Here is an 18121-nt window from a genome sequence, read left to right as displayed (position 1 = left end):
CGAGGCGGCAGCCGATGGTGAGGGGGTGTTTCCGGAGGAGCCTCACTCGGCACCACCCCCTCACCCTCGCTCCGGCTTCGCCTGCGCTCACTTCATCGACGACAAGGTCGATGAAGTCCTCTCCCCGCACGCGGGGAGAGGGGAAAGCCTGCCGCGCGTCCCCCGGCTCAACCACCCGTGAACCTCTCCGCCCCCTTCATCCTGCGCCCGGTCGCGACCACGCTCCTCACGCTGGGCGTGCTGCTCGCCGGCCTGTTCGCCTTCGTGCGGCTGCCGGTGGCGCCGCTGCCGCAGATCGACTTCCCGACCATCCTGGTCCAGGCGCAGATGCCCGGCGCCAGCCCCGACACCATGGCGACCACCGTGGCCGCGCCGCTCGAGCGGCGCCTCGGCCAGATCGCCGATGTCGACCAGATGACCTCGACGAGCTCGGTCGGCTCGACCCGGATCGTGCTGCAATTCGGCCTCGACCGGGACATCAACGGCGCCGCCCGCGACGTGCAGGCGGCGATCAATGCCGCGCGGGCCGACCTGCCGACGGCGCTCCGCTCGAATCCGACCTACCGCAAGTTCAACCCGGCCGATGCGCCGATCCTGATCCTCGGCCTGACCTCGAAGACGCTGAGCCCCGGCGCGCTCTACGATTCCGCCGCGACGGTGCTCGCCCAGAAGCTGTCGCAGCTCGAAGGCATTGGCAACGTCGATATCGGTGGTTCGTCGCTGCCGGCGGTGCGGGTCGAGCTCGATCCGCACGCCCTGTTCCATTACGGCATCGGGCTCGAGGGCATCCGCGCGGCGCTCGCCAGCGCCAACGCCAACTCGCCCAAAGGCGCGATCGAGGCCGGCGAGCGGCGCTACCAGCTCTACGCCAACGACCAGGGCCGCAAGGCCGCCGACTATCAGGATATCGTGGTCGCCTACCGCAACGGCGCGGGGGTGCGCCTGCGCGACGTCGGCCAGGTGGTCGACGGCGTCGAGGACCGGCGCAACCTCGGCCTCGTCAACGGCCAGCGCGGCGTGCTGCTGATCGTCTACAAGCAGCCCGGCGGCAACGTCGTCGAGACGATCGACCGGTTGAAGGAGGCGCTGCCGCAGCTCAAGGCGGCGCTTCCGGGCGATACCGAGCTCATCGTCACCGGCGACCGCTCGCTCACCATCCGGGCGTCGCTGGCTGAGGCCGAGCGCACGCTTCTCATCTCGGTCGGCCTCGTGATCCTGGTGGTGTTCGGCTTCCTGCGCTCCGCCCGCGCGACGCTGATCCCGGCGGTCGCGGTGCCGATCTCGCTGGTCGGCACCTTCGCGGCGATGTGGCTGTGCGACTACAGCCTCGACAACATCTCGCTGATGGCCCTCATCATCGCCGCCGGCTTCGTCGTCGACGACGCGATCGTGGTGCTGGAGAACATCCAGCGCCACATCGAGGATGGGCGCTCGCGGGTCGAGGCGGCGCTCCTCGGCGCGCGCGAGGTCGGCTTCACGGTCCTGTCGATGAGCCTGTCGCTCATCGCGGTGTTCCTGCCGATCCTGCTGGCGGGCGGCATCATCGGGCGCTTCTTCCAGGAATTCGCCGTCGTCCTGTCGCTGGCGATCCTGATCTCGCTCGTCGTCTCGCTCACCACCACGCCGATGATGTGCGCCCGGTTCCTGAAACCGGAGGTCCACGGCGCGCGGCCCAACCTCCTGGCGCGGATCCTCGAAGGCGCGTTCACCGGGCTCCTGTCGGGCTACCGCGTCACCCTCGATTGGGCGCTCCGCCACGGCGTGACCGTGATGCTGGTGCTGCTCGGGGCGGTGGCGCTCAACGTCTACCTCTACGTGATCGTGCCGAAGGGGTTCTTCCCCCAGCAGGATACCGGCCAGATGATCGGCGGCATCCAGGCCGACCAGCGCATCTCGTTCCAGGCGATGAGCGCGAAGCTCCGCCGCGCCGCCGCGATCGTCCAGGCCGACCCGGCGGTCGAGAGCGTGGTCGGCTTCACCGGCGGGCGCGGCACCAACTCGGCCAGCGTGTTCGTCGGCCTGAAGCCGCTGGGCCAGCGCGACCCGATCAGCGAGGTGATGGCCCGCCTGCGGCCGAAGCTGTCGGGGATCCCGGGCGCCCGGCTCTACCTGTTCCCGCGCCAGGACTTCATGGTCGGCGGGCGCCAGAGCTTCTCGCAGTACCAGTACACCCTGCAGGGCGACACCAGCGAGGACCTCTACACCTGGACCCCGAAGCTGCTGGAGGCCCTGCAGAAGGACCCGACCTTCACCGACGTCACCTCCGACCAGCAGCAGGGCGGCCTCGAGACGCGCCTCGTCATCGACCGGCCCACCGCATTCCGCTACGGGCTGACGCCGGACCAGATCGACAACACCCTCTACGACGCCTTCGGCCAGCGCCAGGTCTCGACGATCTACAATCCGCTGAACCAGTACCACGTCGTGATGGAGATCGCGCCGCGCTACCTCGACAACCCCGAGACCCTGAAGCTCATCTACGTCTCGACCTCGGGCGCCCGGGCCCGCGGCTCGGCCACCTCCAACGCGGTCGCCGGCACCGTCACGAGCGCCGCCACCGCGACCACCGACGCCAGCACCGCCGCCGCCCAGGTCGCGACCGATTCGGCCCGCAACGCCGCCACCAACTCGATCGCCTCGGCCGGACGCTCCAGCGCCTCGTCGAGCGCCGCGGTCAGCAGCGCCAAGGAGACGATGGTGCCGCTCTCCGCCTTCGCCAGCTTCGAGGCCGGCTCGACCCCGGTCCAGGTCAGCCACCAGGGCCTGTTCGTCGCCACAACGCTCTCGTTCAACCTCGCGCCGGGCAAGAGCCTGAGCGACGCCACCGCGGCGATCGACGGCCACATGCGCGACTTGCGGATGCCCGCCACCATCCACGGCGAGTTCGCCGGCGCGGCCAAAAGCTTCCAGTCCTCGTCCTCGCGCCAGCCGCTGCTGATCCTGGCGGCCCTGCTCGCCGTCTACGCCGTGCTCGGCATCCTCTACGAGAGCTGGGTCCACCCGCTGACCATCCTCTCCACCCTCCCGTCGGCCGGGATCGGGGCGATCCTCGCGCTGATGCTGGCCGGGGAGGAGTTCGGGGTGATCGCCCTCATCGCCGTCATCCTGCTCATCGGCATCGTGAAGAAGAACGCGATCATGATGATCGACTTCGCCCTCGACGCCGAGCGCACCCGGTCCCTGAGCCCACGGGAGTCGATCCGCGAGGCCTGCCTCTTGCGCTTCCGGCCGATCATGATGACAACCCTGGCCGCACTCCTCGGCGCGCTGCCGCTGATCTTCGACGGCGGCGAGGGCTCCGAGCTGCGCCGTCCCCTCGGCATCGCCATCGTCGGCGGCCTCATCGTGAGTCAGGTCCTGACCCTATACACCACCCCCGTCGTCTACCTGTACCTCGACCGGTTCCGGCTCTGGGTCGGCCGCCGCCGGGGCTCCGCCACGCGGGCGCTGCCGGCCGAATGATTCTTCTCGACGATCTCATTGTACTGAATGACCGCGCCCCGCCGAACCCTCCCCCCTCTGCGGGGGAGGGTGCCCCGCGAAGCGGGGCGGGAGAGGGGACCGCGACGGTGCAGGATGTGGCGCCCTTCATGATGGTCGCGATCTCTCCGGAAGCGGTGTCCCCTCTCCCGACCCGGCCTCACGGCCGGGCCACCCTCCCCCGCAGAGGGGGGAGGGTTCGGCGGGGGGCTCCGCATCTGGTGGCGGCAACCCTGCTTCCCCTTGCTCTCGCCGGCTGCCTCGTCGGGCCCGACTATGCCCGCCCCACCGTCGAGACGCCCCCCGCCTTCAAGGAGGGCGGCGCCCGGCCGATGCCGCCGCGCAACTGGCGGCCTGTGCGGCCCCTCGACGAGGCGGAGCGCGGCGACTGGTGGCGGGTGTTTCGCGATTCCACCCTCGACCGGCTGATCCGCCTGATCGACGTCGACAACCAGAACCTGCGCGCCCAGGTCGCCGCCTACCGGCAGGCCCGGGCCCTGGTGCAGGAGGCCCGCGCCCAGCTGTTCCCGACGGCGCTCGGCGCGCCCTCAATCGCCCGCTCCAGCACCGGCGGGATCGAGCGCACCACCCTGACGCTGCAAGGCTCGGCGACCTGGGAGCTCGACCTGTTCGGGCGCATCCGCCGCCTGATCGAGAGCGACGTCGCCGCCGCCCAGGCGAGCGCCGCCGACCTCGCCTCGGTACGCCTGGCGCTCCAGACGCAGCTTGCCACCGCCTATTACCAGCTGCGCTATCAGGAAGCGCTCCAGAGCCTGCTCGAACGCACCGCCCGGGCCTATCAGCGCTCCCTCGACATCGCCCAGAACCAGTACAATGCCGGCGTCGCCGCGCGCTCCGACGTCATCACCGCCCAGACCCAGCTCCAGACCACCCAGGCCAACGCCATCGCGGTCGGGTTGCAGCGGGCGAACCTGGAGCACGCGATCGCGACGCTGATCGGCCGCCCGCCCTCCGAGATGTCGCTCGCCCGCGGCAGCCTTCCGGCGCGTCCGCCCGCCGTGCCGGTCAGCCTGCCCTCCAACCTGCTGGAGCGCCGGCCCGACATCGCGCTCGCCGAGCGGACCGTGCAGTCCCAGAGCGCCCAGATCGGCGTCGCCGTGGCGGCGTTCTTCCCGACCGTGACCCTATCGGCGAGCGGCGGCATCGCGGGCGATCCGGCGCGCAATTTCTTTGCTGCCGCCAACTCGTTCTGGTCGGTGGCGGCCTCCGGCAGCCAGGTGCTGTTCGACGGCGGCGCCCGCACCGCGGCGCTTCAGGCCGTCGAGGCCGCCTACGATGCGGCGGTCGCCAATTACCGCCAGACGGTGCTCACCGCCTTCCAGCAGGTCGAGAACGGTCTCGCCGGCCAGCGCATCCTTGCCCGCCAGCAGGCGGCGCAGGAACTGGCTGTGCAATCGTCGCGCCGGGCGGTCGAGATCGCGCTGAACGAGTACCGGGCCGGCACCCAGAACTACACCACCGTCGTCACCGCCCAGGCGCTGGAGCTCAACAACGAGGTCACGGAGCTGCAGGTCCGCCTCAACCGCTTCACCAACGCGGTGTCGCTGATCGGCGCGATCGGCGGCGGCTGGGACACGCGCAGCCTGCCGAGCGGCGAGGAGCTGAAAGCTTTCCGGCCGCTGCCGATCGACAGCGGCCAGGCCCCGCGGGTGGATGAGTGAGGGGAAGGGGCAGGGCGGTGCTTCATCCTATCCCACCCTCCACCTCAGGATGAGGTGGAGGGTGAGAAGGATCTCCTAGATCCGCACCCAATGCCCCCCGAGTCGCCGTGCCGGTTCCCGGCTGCCGGGGAATGGCCTACACCGGTCCACCGGCGCGTCGCCGCCCTATCTCCGAGCCGATGACCGACCCGCTCCTCTCCGTCCAGGACCTCTCCGTCGCCTTCCGCCAGGGCGGACGCGAGACCCGCGCCGTCGATCGCGTCTCCTTCGCCATCGCGCCGGGCGAGACCGTGGCCCTCGTCGGCGAGTCGGGCTCGGGCAAGTCGGTGACGGCGCTCTCGATCCTGCGCCTCGTCGACGGCGCGGTGCCGGAGGGGCGGATCCTGTTCAAGGGTCGCGACCTGCTGACGCTCGCAGAACCCGAGATGCGCGCGGTGCGCGGCGCCGACATCACCATGGTGTTCCAGGAGCCGATGACCTCCTTGAACCCGTTGCACCGCATCGCCGAGCAGGTCGGCGAGGTCCTGCGGCTGCACAAGGGGATGAGCGGCGAGGCGGCCCGAGCCCGCACTCTCGAACTCTTGAACCTCGTCGGCATCCGCGACGCCGAGCGGCGCCTCGGCGCCTATCCGCACGAACTCTCGGGCGGGCAGCGCCAGCGGGTGATGATCGCGATGGCGCTCGCCTGCGAGCCCGACCTGCTGGTGGCCGACGAGCCGACGACGGCCCTCGACGTCACCGTGCAGGCCCAGATCCTCTCGCTGCTCGCCGAGCTGAAATTGCGCCTCGGCATGGCGATGCTGTTCATCACCCATGATCTCGGCATCGTGCGCCGCGTCGCCGACCGGGTCTGCGTGATGCTGCAAGGACGCATCGTCGAGACCGGCCCGGTCGCCGAGGTCTTCTCGAATCCGCAGCACGAGTACACGAAGCGCCTGCTCGCCGCCGAGCCGCGGGGCCGCGGCAACCCGGTCCCGGACGGTGCCCCGATCCTGGTCGAGGCCGGGCCGATCCGGGTCCACTTCCCGATCAAGACCGGCCTGCTCCGGCGCACCACCGGCCACGTCAAGGCGGTGGACGGCGTGCGGTTGAGCGTCCGCGAGGGCGAGACCGTCGGGGTCGTCGGCGAATCGGGCTCCGGCAAGACGACGCTCGGCCTCGCCATCCTGCGGCTGACCGCCTCGGAAGGACCGGTGGTCTATCTCGGCCGGCGCATCGACGGGCTGTCGTCCCGCGCCATGCGGCCCCTGCGGCGCGAGATGCAGGTGGTGTTCCAGGATCCCTACGGCTCGCTCTCGCCCCGGATGTCGGTGGCCGAGATCGTCGCCGAGGGGCTGGAGGTGCAGGGGACCGGCCGCAGCGACGCCGAGCGCCGCGGAATCGTCGCCCGGGCGCTCGACGATGTCGGGCTCGATCCGGCGGCGATGGACCGCTATCCCCACGAATTCTCCGGCGGCCAGCGCCAGCGCATCGCCATCGCCCGGGCCATGGCGCTCGATCCGCGCTTCGTCGTCCTCGACGAGCCGACCTCGGCCCTCGACATGTCGGTCCAGGCTCAGATCGTCGAATTGCTGCGCGAACTCCAGCGCAGGCGCGGCCTCGGCTACCTGTTCATCAGCCACGACCTCAAGGTGGTGCGGGCGCTCGCCAACCGCGTGATGGTGATGCAGGGCGGCCAGGTGGTGGAGGAGGGCGCGGCGGAGGAGATTTTTTCCGCTCCCCGCACCGAATACACCCGCGCCCTGTTCTCCGCCGCCTTCGACCTGGCGGCGGCCCCGACGGGGGCGGTGCGCGAGTGAGCCGGGCACTCCTCATCGTCCTCGATTCGGTCGGCATCGGCGGCGCGCCCGACGCGGCCGCGTTCGGCGATGCCGGCGCCGACACGCTCGGCCACATCGCCGAAGCCTGCATGGAAGGCCGCGGCGACCGGGCGGGCTTGCGCGCCGGCCCCCTGCACCTGCCGCACCTCGCCGATCTCGGCCTGGGGCTCGCCGCGCAAGGCGCGAGCGGGCGGATGCCGCCCGGCCTCAGCCCCTCCGGAGCGGTCGCAGGCGCGTGGGGCCACGCGGTCGAGACGGCGCAGGGCAAGGACACGGTCTCGGGCCACTGGGAGATCGCCGGGGTGCCGGTGGATTTTACCTGGGGCCATTTCCCGGCGACGCGGCCGGCTTTCCCGGCCGAGCTGACCACGGCCCTGATCGAAGAGGGCGGGCTGCCGGGCATCCTCGGCGATTGCCACGCCTCCGGCACCGCGATCATCGAGGAGCTTGGCGCGGAGCACATCCGGACGGGCAGGCCGATCTGCTACACCTCGGTCGACAGCGTTTTTCAGATCGCCGCCCACGAGGAGGCGTTCGGGCTCGACCGGCTCTACGCCCTCTGCGCGATCGCGCGCCGGCTCTGCGACCCCTACCGGATCGGCCGGGTCATCGCCCGGCCGTTCACCGGTGACGCGGCGTCGGGCTTCGCCCGCACCGCGAACCGGCGCGACTACGCCGTGCCGCCCCCCGCCGACACGCTCCTCGACCGCCTGACCGCGGCCGGCCGGCCGGTGGTGAGCGTCGGCAAGATCGGCGACATCTTCGCCCACAGCGCGACCGGTCGCGAGATTAAGCCCGGCGGCAACGATGCCTGCCTCACCGCCGCCCTCGCTGCCCTCGCCGGGCTGCCCGATGGCGGCCTAGTCTTCGCCAACCTTGTCGAGTTCGACACCGAGTACGGCCACCGCCGCGACGTGCCGGGCTACGCCGCGGCGCTCGAGCGCTTCGACGCCCGGGTGCCGGAGATCCGGGCGGCCCTACGGCCCGGCGACCTCTGCCTCGTCACGGCCGATCACGGCAACGATCCGACTTGGAGCGGCACCGACCATACCCGCGAGCAGGTGCCGGTGATCGCCTTCGGGCCGGGCATCGCCCCCAGCCCCCTCGGGCAACTGGGCTTTCCGGAGATCGGCCGGATGGTGGCCCGCCATCTCGGCGTGGCGGAAGCGGAGCGGCTCGCTTAAAAGCTCACGGGCCCGCCATTCGGGCGCACCGGAGAACCGCCCCTTGTCCGATGCCCTCTCGTCCCTGACGGCGCCCGGCTACGTGCCGCCGGTGCCGCCCCTCGCCGAGCGGGTCGGTTGGCTCAAGCTCCTCGGCGCGTTCCGGCGCAACACCCTGGAGGCGTTTCCCCGCGCCTGCCTCGACGCGCCGGCGGTGACGATCCCGCTGCCCGGGGGTGGGCGGATGGTGCTGCTCTCGACCCCGGCCGGCGCCCGGCAGGTCCTCCTCACCGCCACCGACGATTTCGTGCGCCTGCCCGCCGGGCGGCGGGTGATCGGGCCGATCGCCGGGCGCGGCCTGGTGCTCGCCGACGGCGAGGCCTGGCGCCACCAGCGCAAGGTGCTGGCCCCCGCCTTCACGCCCCGCACCCTGCCGATGATGCTGCGCTTCGTCGCCCGCAGCGCGGAGGAATCCTGCCGCCGCCTGGAAGCCGGCCTCCGCGCACCCGCGGATCTGCGCAGCGAGATGCAGCGTGTCGCCCTCGACATCGCCACCACCTCGATGTTCTCGCTCGAGACCGGGGCGCTCGGCGCCGAGATCCGGGCGCTGGTCTCCGGCTATCTCGACCGTCTGGGCAAGCCGACCGTGGCCGATTTCCTGCTGCCGCCGGGCTGGCCGACCCCGTCGAGCCCGCGCCGGGCTCTGTTCCGGCGCCGCTGGCTGCGGCTGGTGCGGGCGGTGTTGGAGGCGCGGCGCGGGCAGGGTGTAACGGGCGCGCCGCGCGACCTGTTCGACCTCCTGATCGAGGCCCATGGCGACGCGCCGGGCGGGCTGCTGGCCGACGAGGTCGGCACCCTGATCGTCGCCGGCCACGAGACCACCGCCTCGACGCTGTTCTGGGCCTGCACCCTGCTCGCCCGCGACCCGGGGATGCAGGACGCCCTGGCTGCGGAGGCCGCCGGGCTCGACCTGTCGGAGACGGGCGCCGCCGGGGCGCTGCCCGCGTTGCGGCTGGCGAAGGCGGTGGCGCAGGAGACCCTGCGGCTCTACCCCCCGGTCTACGTCATCGCGCGCCGCGCTGCGCGGCCGAGCGTGGTCGAGGGCGCGGAGATCCCGGCCGGCAGCATCGTGATGATCCCGACCTGGGTGCTCCACCGCAACCCGCGCTGGTGGGACCGGCCGGAGACCTTCGACCCTGGCCGCTTCCTCGACCGCCCGGAGCCCGACCGCTTCGTCTACTTGCCGTTCGGCGCCGGCCCCCGGATCTGCATCGGCGCGCAGCTCGCCTTGTCCGAGGCGACCCTGGTGCTGGCCCGCCTCGCCCGCACGTTCCATCTGAGGCTCGCCGACGACCGTCCGGTCCTGCCGGTGGCGACGACGACGGTGCGGCCGGACCACGTGCCGCGGTTCCATCTGGCGCGCCGCGCCGGTTGAGCCTGCCGCCCGCGGAAAAATGCTCTATGGGGCTGTGCAGGCGGCCGGTCCCCGGCCCGGCGATGCAAGAGACAGTGACACGGTGCGACCCTGGCGCAGCGGCCCGTCCGACCGGCGCGGCTATCATCACGGCAACCTCAAGGAGGCCCTGATCGAGGCCGCACGCCGCTTCATCGCGGAGCGCGGGATCGGCGGCTTCACCCTGGTCGATGCGGCGCGCCTCGTCGGCGTCTCGCCGGCGGCGCTCTACCGCCACTTCCGCGGCCGCGAGGCGCTGCTGGAGGAGGTGGCCGAGCGCGGCTTCACCGAGCTCGCCGCCCGCCTCGCCCGGGCACTGCGCGGCCCCGGCACGCCGCTCGAGCGCTTCACCCGCATGGGCGAGGCCTACCTGACCTTCGCCGAGGAAGAGCCCGGTTACTACGCGGCGATCTTCGAGGCCCGGCCGCTGGGCCCCGACGGCTGCCCGCCGGCCCAGGCCCCGCGCGACCGCGACGCCTTCGGCCTCCTGGTCGAGGCCCTGAAAAGTACGTTCCCGGACGGTTTTTCCGCCGGGGTCGATCCGCGCTTCATCGCCCTGGAGGTCTGGGCGCTCTCCCACGGCATCGCGACCCTGTCCGCCGCCGGCCGGCTGCCGACCGGCCCGGGACTGCCGACGAAGTACGATCTGCTGCGCGCCGGCGTGCTCGCGATGGTGCACGGGGCGACAGCGCGGGCTGGGTAGGGCGACGGTCGTTCCGTCGCCCACGCGTCAGGAACGGCTCAATGCCCCGACGCCAGCGCCGCCCCCGGCTTGTCGTGGGTCCCGAGCGTCTCGACCAGCGTCGCCGAGGCCGCGTTGAGCCCGACGATCTCCACCGGCACCCCGTGGTGGCGGAACTTCAGCACTACGCGGTCGAGGGCGTTGACGGCGGTGAGGTCCCAGAAATGGGCCTGCGTCACGTCGATCACGACGCCCGTCAGATCATCCTCGCGGAAGTCGAAGCCGGCATGGAAGGCTTCCGCCGTGGCGAAGAAGATCTGCCCGGTGACCCGGTAGGTGCGGGTGCCGCCCTCGCGGGTCGAGGCGACGGCGAAGAAGCGGGTGACCTTGTGGGCGAAGAACAGCCCACTCAGGACGACGCCGAACAGCACGCCCTTGGCGAGGTCGTGGGTCGCGACCACGACGGCGACGGTGCCGAGCATCACGATGCTCGACGTGGTCGGGTGGGTGACGAGGGTGCGGATCGAGCGCCACTGGAAGGTGTTGATCGACACCATGATCATCACCGCGACGAGGGCCGCCATCGGGATCTGCGCCACGTAGGGGCCGAGCACCACGATCAGGAACAGCAGGAAGGCGCCGGCCCACAGGGTCGAGAGCCGGCCGCGGCCGCCCGAGGAGACGTTGATCACCGACTGACCGATCATCGCGCAGCCGGCCATGCCGCCGAACAGGCCGGCGGTGACGTTCGCCAGACCCTGCCCGGCGCATTCGCGGTTCTTGTTCGAGGTGGTGTCGGTGCGCTCGTCGACGATCGCGGCGGTCATCAGGCTCTCGAGCAGGCCGACCATCGCGAGGGTGAGCGAATACGGCAGGATGGTCCGCAGGGTCTCGAGGGTGAGGGGCACGGAGGGCAGGGCGAAGGTCGGCAGCTCGCTCGGCAGCGCCCCCATGTCGCCGACGGTTCGGATGCCCAGCCCGAAGATCATCGAAACGGCGGTGAGCAGCACGATGGTGACGAGGGCGGACGGAACGGCTTTCGTCAGGTAGGGCAGGCCGTAGATCAGCGCGAGGCCGGCGGCGGTCATGGCGTAGACGAGTGGCCCGCGGCCGATCAGCTCCGGCATCTGCGCGAGGAAGATCAGGATCGCCAGCGCGTTGACGAAGCCGGTGACGACGGAGCGCGAGACGAAGCGCATCAGGTTGCCGAGCTTGAACGCCCCGGCGGCGATCTGAATCAGGCCGGTCAGGATCGTCGCGGCGAAGAGGTGGCCGAGGCCGTGATCCTTGACCAGCGTCGTCATCACCAGCGCCATCGCGCCGGTGGCCGCCGAGATCATCGCCGGGCGCCCGCCGGCGATGGCAGTGACCACCGCGATGCAGAACGAGGCGTAGAGCCCGACCTTCGGGTCGACCCCGGCGATGATCGAGAAGGCGATCGCCTCCGGGATGAGGGCGAGCGCCACGACGGTGCCGGCCAGGATTTCGCGCGTGACGTCGGGCGCCCATTCGCGCCGCAGGCGGACGAGGTTCATGAGGAAAGCTTTCAGGATGGCGCGACGAGGCGCGCGAGACCGGCCGGCCGCGCGGGGCGGACGGGCGCGAGACAATGGACGTGCGAAGAAGACGCGGGAGAGCGGGGCGCTACGGCGGCGTGGGCCGCGAGACCGGTATGGCTCGATCCTGCATCATGATTCGTGGCCTAGCACGGGCCTTCGCTGCGCCGCAACCGGGCTGGGCGACTTTAATCCCGAAACGACAAAGCGCGCGGCCCTTTCCGGGCCCGGAAAGGGGCGAGGCGGGACGGCCGGTCGCAAAAAACCCGCCCCTCGGTCGAGGAGCGGGTTTGTTTCGATCGCGTAACTCCGTCCGGCGTCAGGCCGGGATCAGCGGATCCCGCCGGGCCGCGTTCTCCGGCACGCCGTCCTTGGCCTTCTGCTTCGGCGGCGGGCCGAGGAAGGCCGGCACGATGAAGAACGCCGCGACGAGGGTGAAGAACAGCGATAGGGCGAGCAGCTTGCCCATGCTGGCGGTGCCCGGGTGGCTCGACAGCACCAGCGAGCCGAAGGCGGTGCCGGTGGTGAGCGCCGAGAAGAAGATCGCCCGGGTCAGGCTCGAGGCCAGCATGTCGGCGACGCCGGCCCGCCAGGCGATCACGTAGTAGATGTGGAAGGCCACGCCCACCGCCAGCATCAGCGGCAGCGCGATGATGTTGGCGAAGTTCAGCGGCATGCCGATCAGGTAGAGCGCCTCCAGCGTCCACAGGGTGGCGAGCACCAGCGGTCCGAGCGCCATGGCGACGTCCCAGGGCCGGCGCAGGGCCACCGACAGGATGATGAAGATCGAGAGGAGCGCCAGCAGGCCCGCCTCGATGAAGGCGCCGAGGATGGTGTGGCTCGACCGGGTGGTGGCGACCGGCGCGCCGGTGGCGTGCGGGGCGACGCTCAACACTTCCTTCGAGAAGCGCCGCAGCACCGCGTTGTCGTTCGAGTTGCCCTTCGGCTGGACCTCGATCCGGGCCTTGCCGTCGGCGGCGATCCAGTCGGAGCGGATCTGCGCCGGCAGGTTCTCCAAGGTGATCTTGGCCGGCGCGAGCAGGCTGCGCAGGCGGGTGAGCAGCGCCTTGAGGTTCGGCACCACCGCGTTGGCGGCGGCCTCGCGCACCGGCGGCTCGGCGCCGGCGAGGCGGTCGAGGGTGTCGGTGAAGCTCTGGATCGTGGCGAGCGGCCCGGAGGCATTCGCTCCTTGGGCGCCCTGCGAGATGCCGCGGAGCGCCGTCACGGCGTTGCGGATCGCCGTCACCACCTCGCGGTCGTTCGGCGGCGGCGCCACGCGGGGCGGGCTCAGCACCGGCCCCATGACCTGCGCGGCGTCCTCGATGGTCGCGAGCTTCTGGTCCTGGTCGGCGGGCACGAAGGTGTCGATGTCGATCACCCCGGACACGCTCGGCAGCGCCATCAGCTTCTTGACCATCGGGGCGATGGCGTCGCGGTTGGGCACCACCACGTCGATGGTGTTGGGGCTCGTCTTCGGGTCCTTGGTCAGGTCGAGATAGGTCGCGACCGATTCCACCTTCGCGCTGCGCAGGTGCATCGGGTTCGAATCGAAGGGCAGCCAGTAGAGCAGCGGCAGGCCCGCCACCGTCACGAGGCCGGTGAGCACCAGGACCAGCTTGCGGTTGGCGAGGATCCAGTGATCGACCGAGGCCATGCTGGCGGTGCCGACCTCCTGCTTCTCGCCCGGCGGCCGCAGCACGGCGATTAGCGCCGGCAGCATGGTGAGGGAGGCGAGGTAGGCGACGATCATGCCGACGCCGGCGATCAGGCCGAGCTCGGACACGCCGCGGAAATCGGTCGGCAGGAACGAGAAGAAGCCGGCGAGCAACGACACCGCCGCCAGCGTCAGCGACCAGCCGACGCCGCGGGCCGCCGAGCGGATCGCCCCTTCGAGATTGGCCTCGGCGAAGCGGTCGGCGCGGTAGCGCACGGCGAACTGGATGCCGAAATCGATGCCGAGGCCGACGAACAACGCCGCGAAGGCGACAGAGATCGGGTTCAGCTCCCCGACCATCAGGAGGCCGAGGGCGGCGGTGACGATCAGGCCGGCGAAGGTGGTGATGAGCACCGCGACGACGAGGCTGCCCGAGCGCAGGGCCAGCCACAGGAACAGCACGATCGCGCCGCCGGTGACGGAGTAGTTCAGGCCCGCATCGTCGGCCAGCGTCGCGAACTCGTCGTCGGCCACCGCGACCTGGCCGGTGAGCCGCACCCGCACGCCGTTGGCCTCGGTCAGGCCGAGGTTGCGGGCGGTCTCGCGGATCAGCTGGGTCGCCTTCTCGCCGGGCTGGAGGGCGTCGTAGTCGAGCACCGGCTGGGCGATGACGAAGCGGCGCAGGTCGCTCGGCTCCGCCTTGCCGCCGGCGAGCAGCAGCTGCCACGAGAGCTGCGCCGGCTCACCCTTCAGAACCTTGTCAAAGACGTCCTTCATCTGGCCCATCGGGCCGACGAGGTCCTCGGGCTTGGCCTGGCCGGCCTTCACCCCCTGGGCCCCCATCACCATCGCCTGCATGATGCCGCGCAAGGACGGGTCGGCGGCGAGCGGCCCGAGCAGGCCCTGCTGCTGGATCAGCTTCTCGGTGGTCTGCTCCAGGTCCTTCTGGGGCATCAAGAGCAGGCCGTTCTTGTCGAAGAACGGGCCGCCGTCGGGCCGGTAGACCACCGGCAGCAGGTCCTTGCGCGAGGACAGGGCCTGGGTCAGGCGGTTCGCCGCCTCCTCGGCCTGTTCCGGCGTCTGCCCGTCGATGACGGCGACGAGGAGGTTGCTGCGCTGCGGGAAGGTCTTCTCGAACTGGATCTCGTCCTGGCGCCAGGGCACGTCCGGCGTGATCAGGCGCTCGACGTCGGTGTTGATCCGGAAGAGGTGCGCTGCCGTGACGGCGCTCGCGACGGTGAGCAGCAGCGCCGCCACGAGGACGAGCCAGCGCCGGTGTACGGAAAACGCCACGAGCCGTTCGATCACGATGCGAAGCCTGCCTCTAGCTCGCGGGCCACGCGGCGGCCCGGTGAAATCCTGATGATCGGCCCGACGGCCCCGCCGGGACGGCTTTGTCCCGTGCAAGGCCCGCACCGGCCGGGACCAAGGTAGCGCGCGGGGCGGCGGCGCCCATGGTCGCGGGGTGCGTCGGCGTCACGGCCACGCTCGAAGAAGCCCGTCCGTGGCGCGCTAGGTAATGACCCGCAGGCCCGATTGCAACGCATTGGTCCGAAACGGATCCCCGATCCGGGATGCGTCCGTCGCCCACAGGAGCCGCGCGGGCTCGGCTTTACGCCGTCGCGGCGGGCGCCCTACACCTCGGGGCGAAAAAGGGTTTTGCCCGGTGGCGGCCGGGCCCGGACCGGGGTCGCGGCGAGAGGGACGGAGGACAGGTGGCGGGAACGGGTGAGAACGGTCTCGACCTCGTGCTGGCCCAGCCGAGGGGCTTCTGCGCCGGTGTGGTGCGGGCGGTCGACATCGTCGAGCGGGCGCTCGCCAAGGCCGATCGCGCGGTGGGTGATCCCGGGGTCTATGTCCGCCACGAGATCGTCCATAACGGCCGCGTCGTCGCCGACCTGACGGCCAAGGGCGCCCGCTTCGTCGAGATCCTCGACGAGGTGCCGGACGGGGCGACCACGATCTTCTCGGCCCATGGCGTGTCGCGGGCGGTGGAGGCGGAGGCCGCGCGCCGGGGTCTGCCCGTGATCGACGCGACCTGCCCGCTGGTCGCGAAGGTGCACAAGCAGGGGCAGCTCTACGCCGCGCAGGGGCGCACCGTGATCCTGGTGGGTCACGCCGGCCACGCCGAGGTCGAGGGCACGCTCGGGCGGATCGACGGCGAGGTCCACCTCGTCGGCAGCGTCGCGGAGGCCGAGAGCCTCGACCTGCCCGCCGACACGACGCTCGCCTACGTCACCCAGACGACGCTCAGCGTCGACGACACCCGGGCGATCATCGCGGTGCTGGCCCGGCGCTTCCCCGACCTCGTCGGGCCCGAGACGAAGGACATCTGCTACGCGACCCAGAACCGCCAGGCCGCCGTGCGGGCGCTGGCCGAGGTCGCCGACGTGATCCTGGTGGTCGGCGCGCGCAACTCCTCGAACTGCAACCGCCTGCGCGAGGTCGCCGCCGAGGCCGGCCGGCCGAGCCACCTCGTCGAGGGGGCGGAGGATCTGGACCGAATCGATCTCGGCGGGGCCCGCACCCTCGGCCTGACCGCCGGCGCCTCGACGCCGGAGGTGGTGATTGCCGAGGTGATTGCTGCGCTGCAGCGTCGCACCCCCCTGCGGATTTCCACTCTTCCGGGCGTTATCGAGAGCGTGAGCTTCCCGCTCCCGTCGAGTTTGGGCCACACTTAGTCGCTTCCGCGCGCAGCCTGGACCCTTTCGAACCTAGCTTGCTGGAAATCCGCCACTTTTCGGGCTAATCAGCCCGCTTGGCACAGCACTCGACACGAACCACGACACAAGGAGCCTTGGTCTTGGGCATTCCTCTCCGGTACGTCGCGAAGATCGGCGGCTACATCCTCAAGCAGCACCTCACCGGCCGCAAGCGTTACCCGCTTGTCATGATGATGGAGCCGTTGTTCCGGTGCAATCTCGCCTGCGCAGGCTGCGGCAAGATCGACTATCCGGATGAGATCCTCAACAAGCGCCTCCCGGTCGACGAAGCACTCGAGTCGGTCCGCGAGTGCGGTGCACCCGTCGTGGTCATCGCGGGCGGCGAGCCGCTGCTGCACAAGGACCTGCCGCAGATCGTCGAGGGCATCATCGCCCAGAAGAAATTCGCGATCGTCTGCACCAACGCGCTGCTGCTCGAGAAGAAGATCGCGCAGTACAAGCCGAGCCCGTATTTCACCTGGTCGATCCATCTCGACGGCGACAAGGAGATGCACGACCAGTCGGTGTGCCAGCGCGGCGTCTACGACAAGGCGGTGGCGGCGATCCAGAAGGCCAAGGAGATGGGCTTCCGGGTCACGATCAACTGCACCTTCTTCAACAACTCCTCGGCCGACAAGATCGCGGACTTCTTCGACAGCGTGACCCGGATGGGCATCGACGGCATCACCGTCTCCCCGGGCTACGCCTACGAGCGCGCCCCCGACCAGCAGCACTTCCTCAACCGCCGGGCGACCAAGGACCTGTTCCGCGGCGTGTTCCGCCTCGGCAAGGAGAAGGGCCGCGAGAAGTGGACCTTCCAGCAGTCGGGCCTGTTCCTCGACTTCCTGGCCGGCAACCAGACCTACCATTGCACGCCGTGGGGCAACCCGACCCGGACGGTCTTCGGCTGGCAGAAGCCGTGCTACCTGCTCGGCGAGGGCTACGCCAAGACCTTCAAGGAGCTGATGGAGACCACGGACTGGGACGCCTACGGCACCGGCAACTACGAGAAGTGCGCCGACTGCATGGTGCATTCGGGCTACGAGGCCTCCTCGGTGGTCGATTCGGTGAAGAAGCCGTGGAAGCCGGTGATCTACGCCCTGCGCGGGATCAAGACCGAGGGCGAGATGGCTCCCGAGATCTCCCTCGAGAACCAGCGCCCGGCCGAGTTCGTGTTCTCACGCAACGTCGCGCAGAAGCTCTCCGAGATCCGGGACGCCAAGGCCGACGCCAAGAAGCGCGCGACAGCGGCCTAACGCGGCGAAGGCCGCCGACGAGTCGCGGGCGAGGCGAACCAGCCCGCCCACGCTCGCCTGGCGGCGCGCCAGAGCCGCCAGGACGGCGAGGATATCGGGCTCGCCATCCGGCTTGAGGGCCTTGGCGATCGCCGCCGGCAGGGCGCGGTCGGCGGGGTCGCACACCACCCGCACGGCGCAGAACGGCAGGCCATGGCTTTCGGCGAAGGCCGCCGCGACCTGCGATTCCATATCGACCGCCGCGGCACCGGTCTCGGCGCGAAGAAGTGCCTTGGCGTGCGGCGACAAAACCGCCGCCTCGACCCCCGCCACATCGGCCCGGATCACCCGCTCCGGCGCGTCCGCCAGCCGCCGGGCCAACGCCGCGACGATCTGGGGATCCGCGGCGATCCGCTGCCCGCCCGACACCACCCCGGTCGCCACCACGACGTCGCCCGGCACGAGGTCGGGATCGAGCCCGCCGGCGATGCCGATGCTCATCACCGCCCGGCAGCCCAGCCCGTCGCGCCCCTTCAGCAGGTCCCGCAGCCGCTCCGGATTGCCCCCGGCCCCCACCGTCGCCACGCCGGGGCCCGCGGCGAGCCGCGCCTCGCGGGCGAGCCCGGTCACGGCCAGCACGGGATGGGGCCCGGTCGGACCCTGGGTGTCCTCGACGACGATCATGCGGGGCTCT

Annotated in this window: 11 protein-coding genes; 8 read left to right on the top strand and 3 right to left on the bottom strand. The window is 71.0% G+C overall.

What is annotated here, in order from left to right; all coding sequences use genetic code 11:
- Positions 1-177 precede the first annotated feature (177 nt).
- From ABZT49_RS31125 to ABZT49_RS31100, 6 genes are all read left to right on the top strand, one after another.
- Positions 178-3462, top strand: coding sequence for an efflux RND transporter permease subunit (locus ABZT49_RS31125; RefSeq protein WP_355292060.1), 3285 nt, complete (start codon positions 178-180; stop codon positions 3460-3462).
- 239 nt (positions 3463-3701) lie between these two features.
- The gene (locus ABZT49_RS31120) at positions 3702-5162 is read left to right on the top strand and encodes an efflux transporter outer membrane subunit (RefSeq protein ID WP_355292058.1); all 1461 of its coding nucleotides are present in this window, start codon (positions 3702-3704) and stop codon (positions 5160-5162) included.
- Between the two features lie 179 nt (positions 5163-5341).
- Positions 5342-6961, top strand: a complete 1620-nt coding sequence (locus ABZT49_RS31115) for an ABC transporter ATP-binding protein (protein WP_355292057.1) — start codon at positions 5342-5344, stop codon at positions 6959-6961.
- Positions 6958-8166 carry a phosphopentomutase gene (locus ABZT49_RS31110; protein WP_355292055.1) on the top strand — a complete coding sequence of 403 codons (1209 nt, stop codon included), beginning with the start codon at positions 6958-6960 and terminating at the stop codon, positions 8164-8166. Before ABZT49_RS31115 ends, ABZT49_RS31110 begins: the two co-directional genes overlap by 4 nt.
- Before the next feature lie 43 nt (positions 8167-8209).
- Positions 8210-9580 carry a cytochrome P450 gene (locus tag ABZT49_RS31105; protein ID WP_355292053.1) on the top strand — a complete coding sequence of 457 codons (1371 nt, stop codon included), beginning with the start codon at positions 8210-8212 and terminating at the stop codon, positions 9578-9580.
- 82 nt (positions 9581-9662) lie between these two features.
- The gene (locus ABZT49_RS31100; protein ID WP_355292051.1) at positions 9663-10301 is read left to right on the top strand and encodes a TetR/AcrR family transcriptional regulator; all 639 of its coding nucleotides are present in this window, start codon (positions 9663-9665) and stop codon (positions 10299-10301) included.
- Positions 10302-10339: 38 nt separating this feature from the next.
- Here ABZT49_RS31100 and ABZT49_RS31095 read toward each other — a convergent pair whose 3' ends face one another.
- Positions 10340-11815 carry a SulP family inorganic anion transporter gene (locus ABZT49_RS31095; protein WP_355292049.1) on the bottom strand — a complete coding sequence of 492 codons (1476 nt, stop codon included), beginning with the start codon at positions 11813-11815 and terminating at the stop codon, positions 10340-10342.
- A 340-nt stretch (positions 11816-12155) separates the two neighbouring features.
- Positions 12156-14798 (bottom strand): MMPL family transporter, encoded by a 2643-nt coding sequence (locus ABZT49_RS31090; protein WP_355292047.1) that lies wholly within the window; start codon positions 14796-14798, stop codon positions 12156-12158.
- Positions 14799-15205: 407 nt separating this feature from the next.
- On the opposite strand from ABZT49_RS31090, the gene ispH reads away from it, so the two are divergent.
- Both ispH and hpnH read left to right on the top strand, forming a co-directional pair.
- Positions 15206-16171, top strand: coding sequence for a 4-hydroxy-3-methylbut-2-enyl diphosphate reductase (gene ispH / locus ABZT49_RS31085; protein WP_355292045.1), 966 nt, complete (start codon positions 15206-15208; stop codon positions 16169-16171).
- A gap of 122 nt (positions 16172-16293) precedes the next feature.
- Positions 16294-17448: an adenosyl-hopene transferase HpnH gene (gene hpnH / locus ABZT49_RS31080; protein ID WP_048449925.1), complete on the top strand. Its 1155-nt coding sequence runs from the start codon at positions 16294-16296 to the stop codon at positions 17446-17448.
- Here hpnH and ABZT49_RS31075 read toward each other — a convergent pair.
- Positions 17371-18111, bottom strand: coding sequence for a phosphorylase (locus tag ABZT49_RS31075; RefSeq protein WP_355292043.1), 741 nt, complete (start codon positions 18109-18111; stop codon positions 17371-17373). The genes hpnH and ABZT49_RS31075 overlap by 78 nt on opposite strands.
- Between the last annotated feature and the right edge of the window lie 10 nt (positions 18112-18121).

Source organism: Methylobacterium sp. EM32 (assembly GCF_040593685.1).
GTDB lineage: Bacteria > Pseudomonadota > Alphaproteobacteria > Rhizobiales > Beijerinckiaceae > Methylobacterium.
The sequence above is the reverse complement of the archived record's forward strand: the minus strand, read 5'-3'. Positions and strand labels throughout refer to the sequence as shown.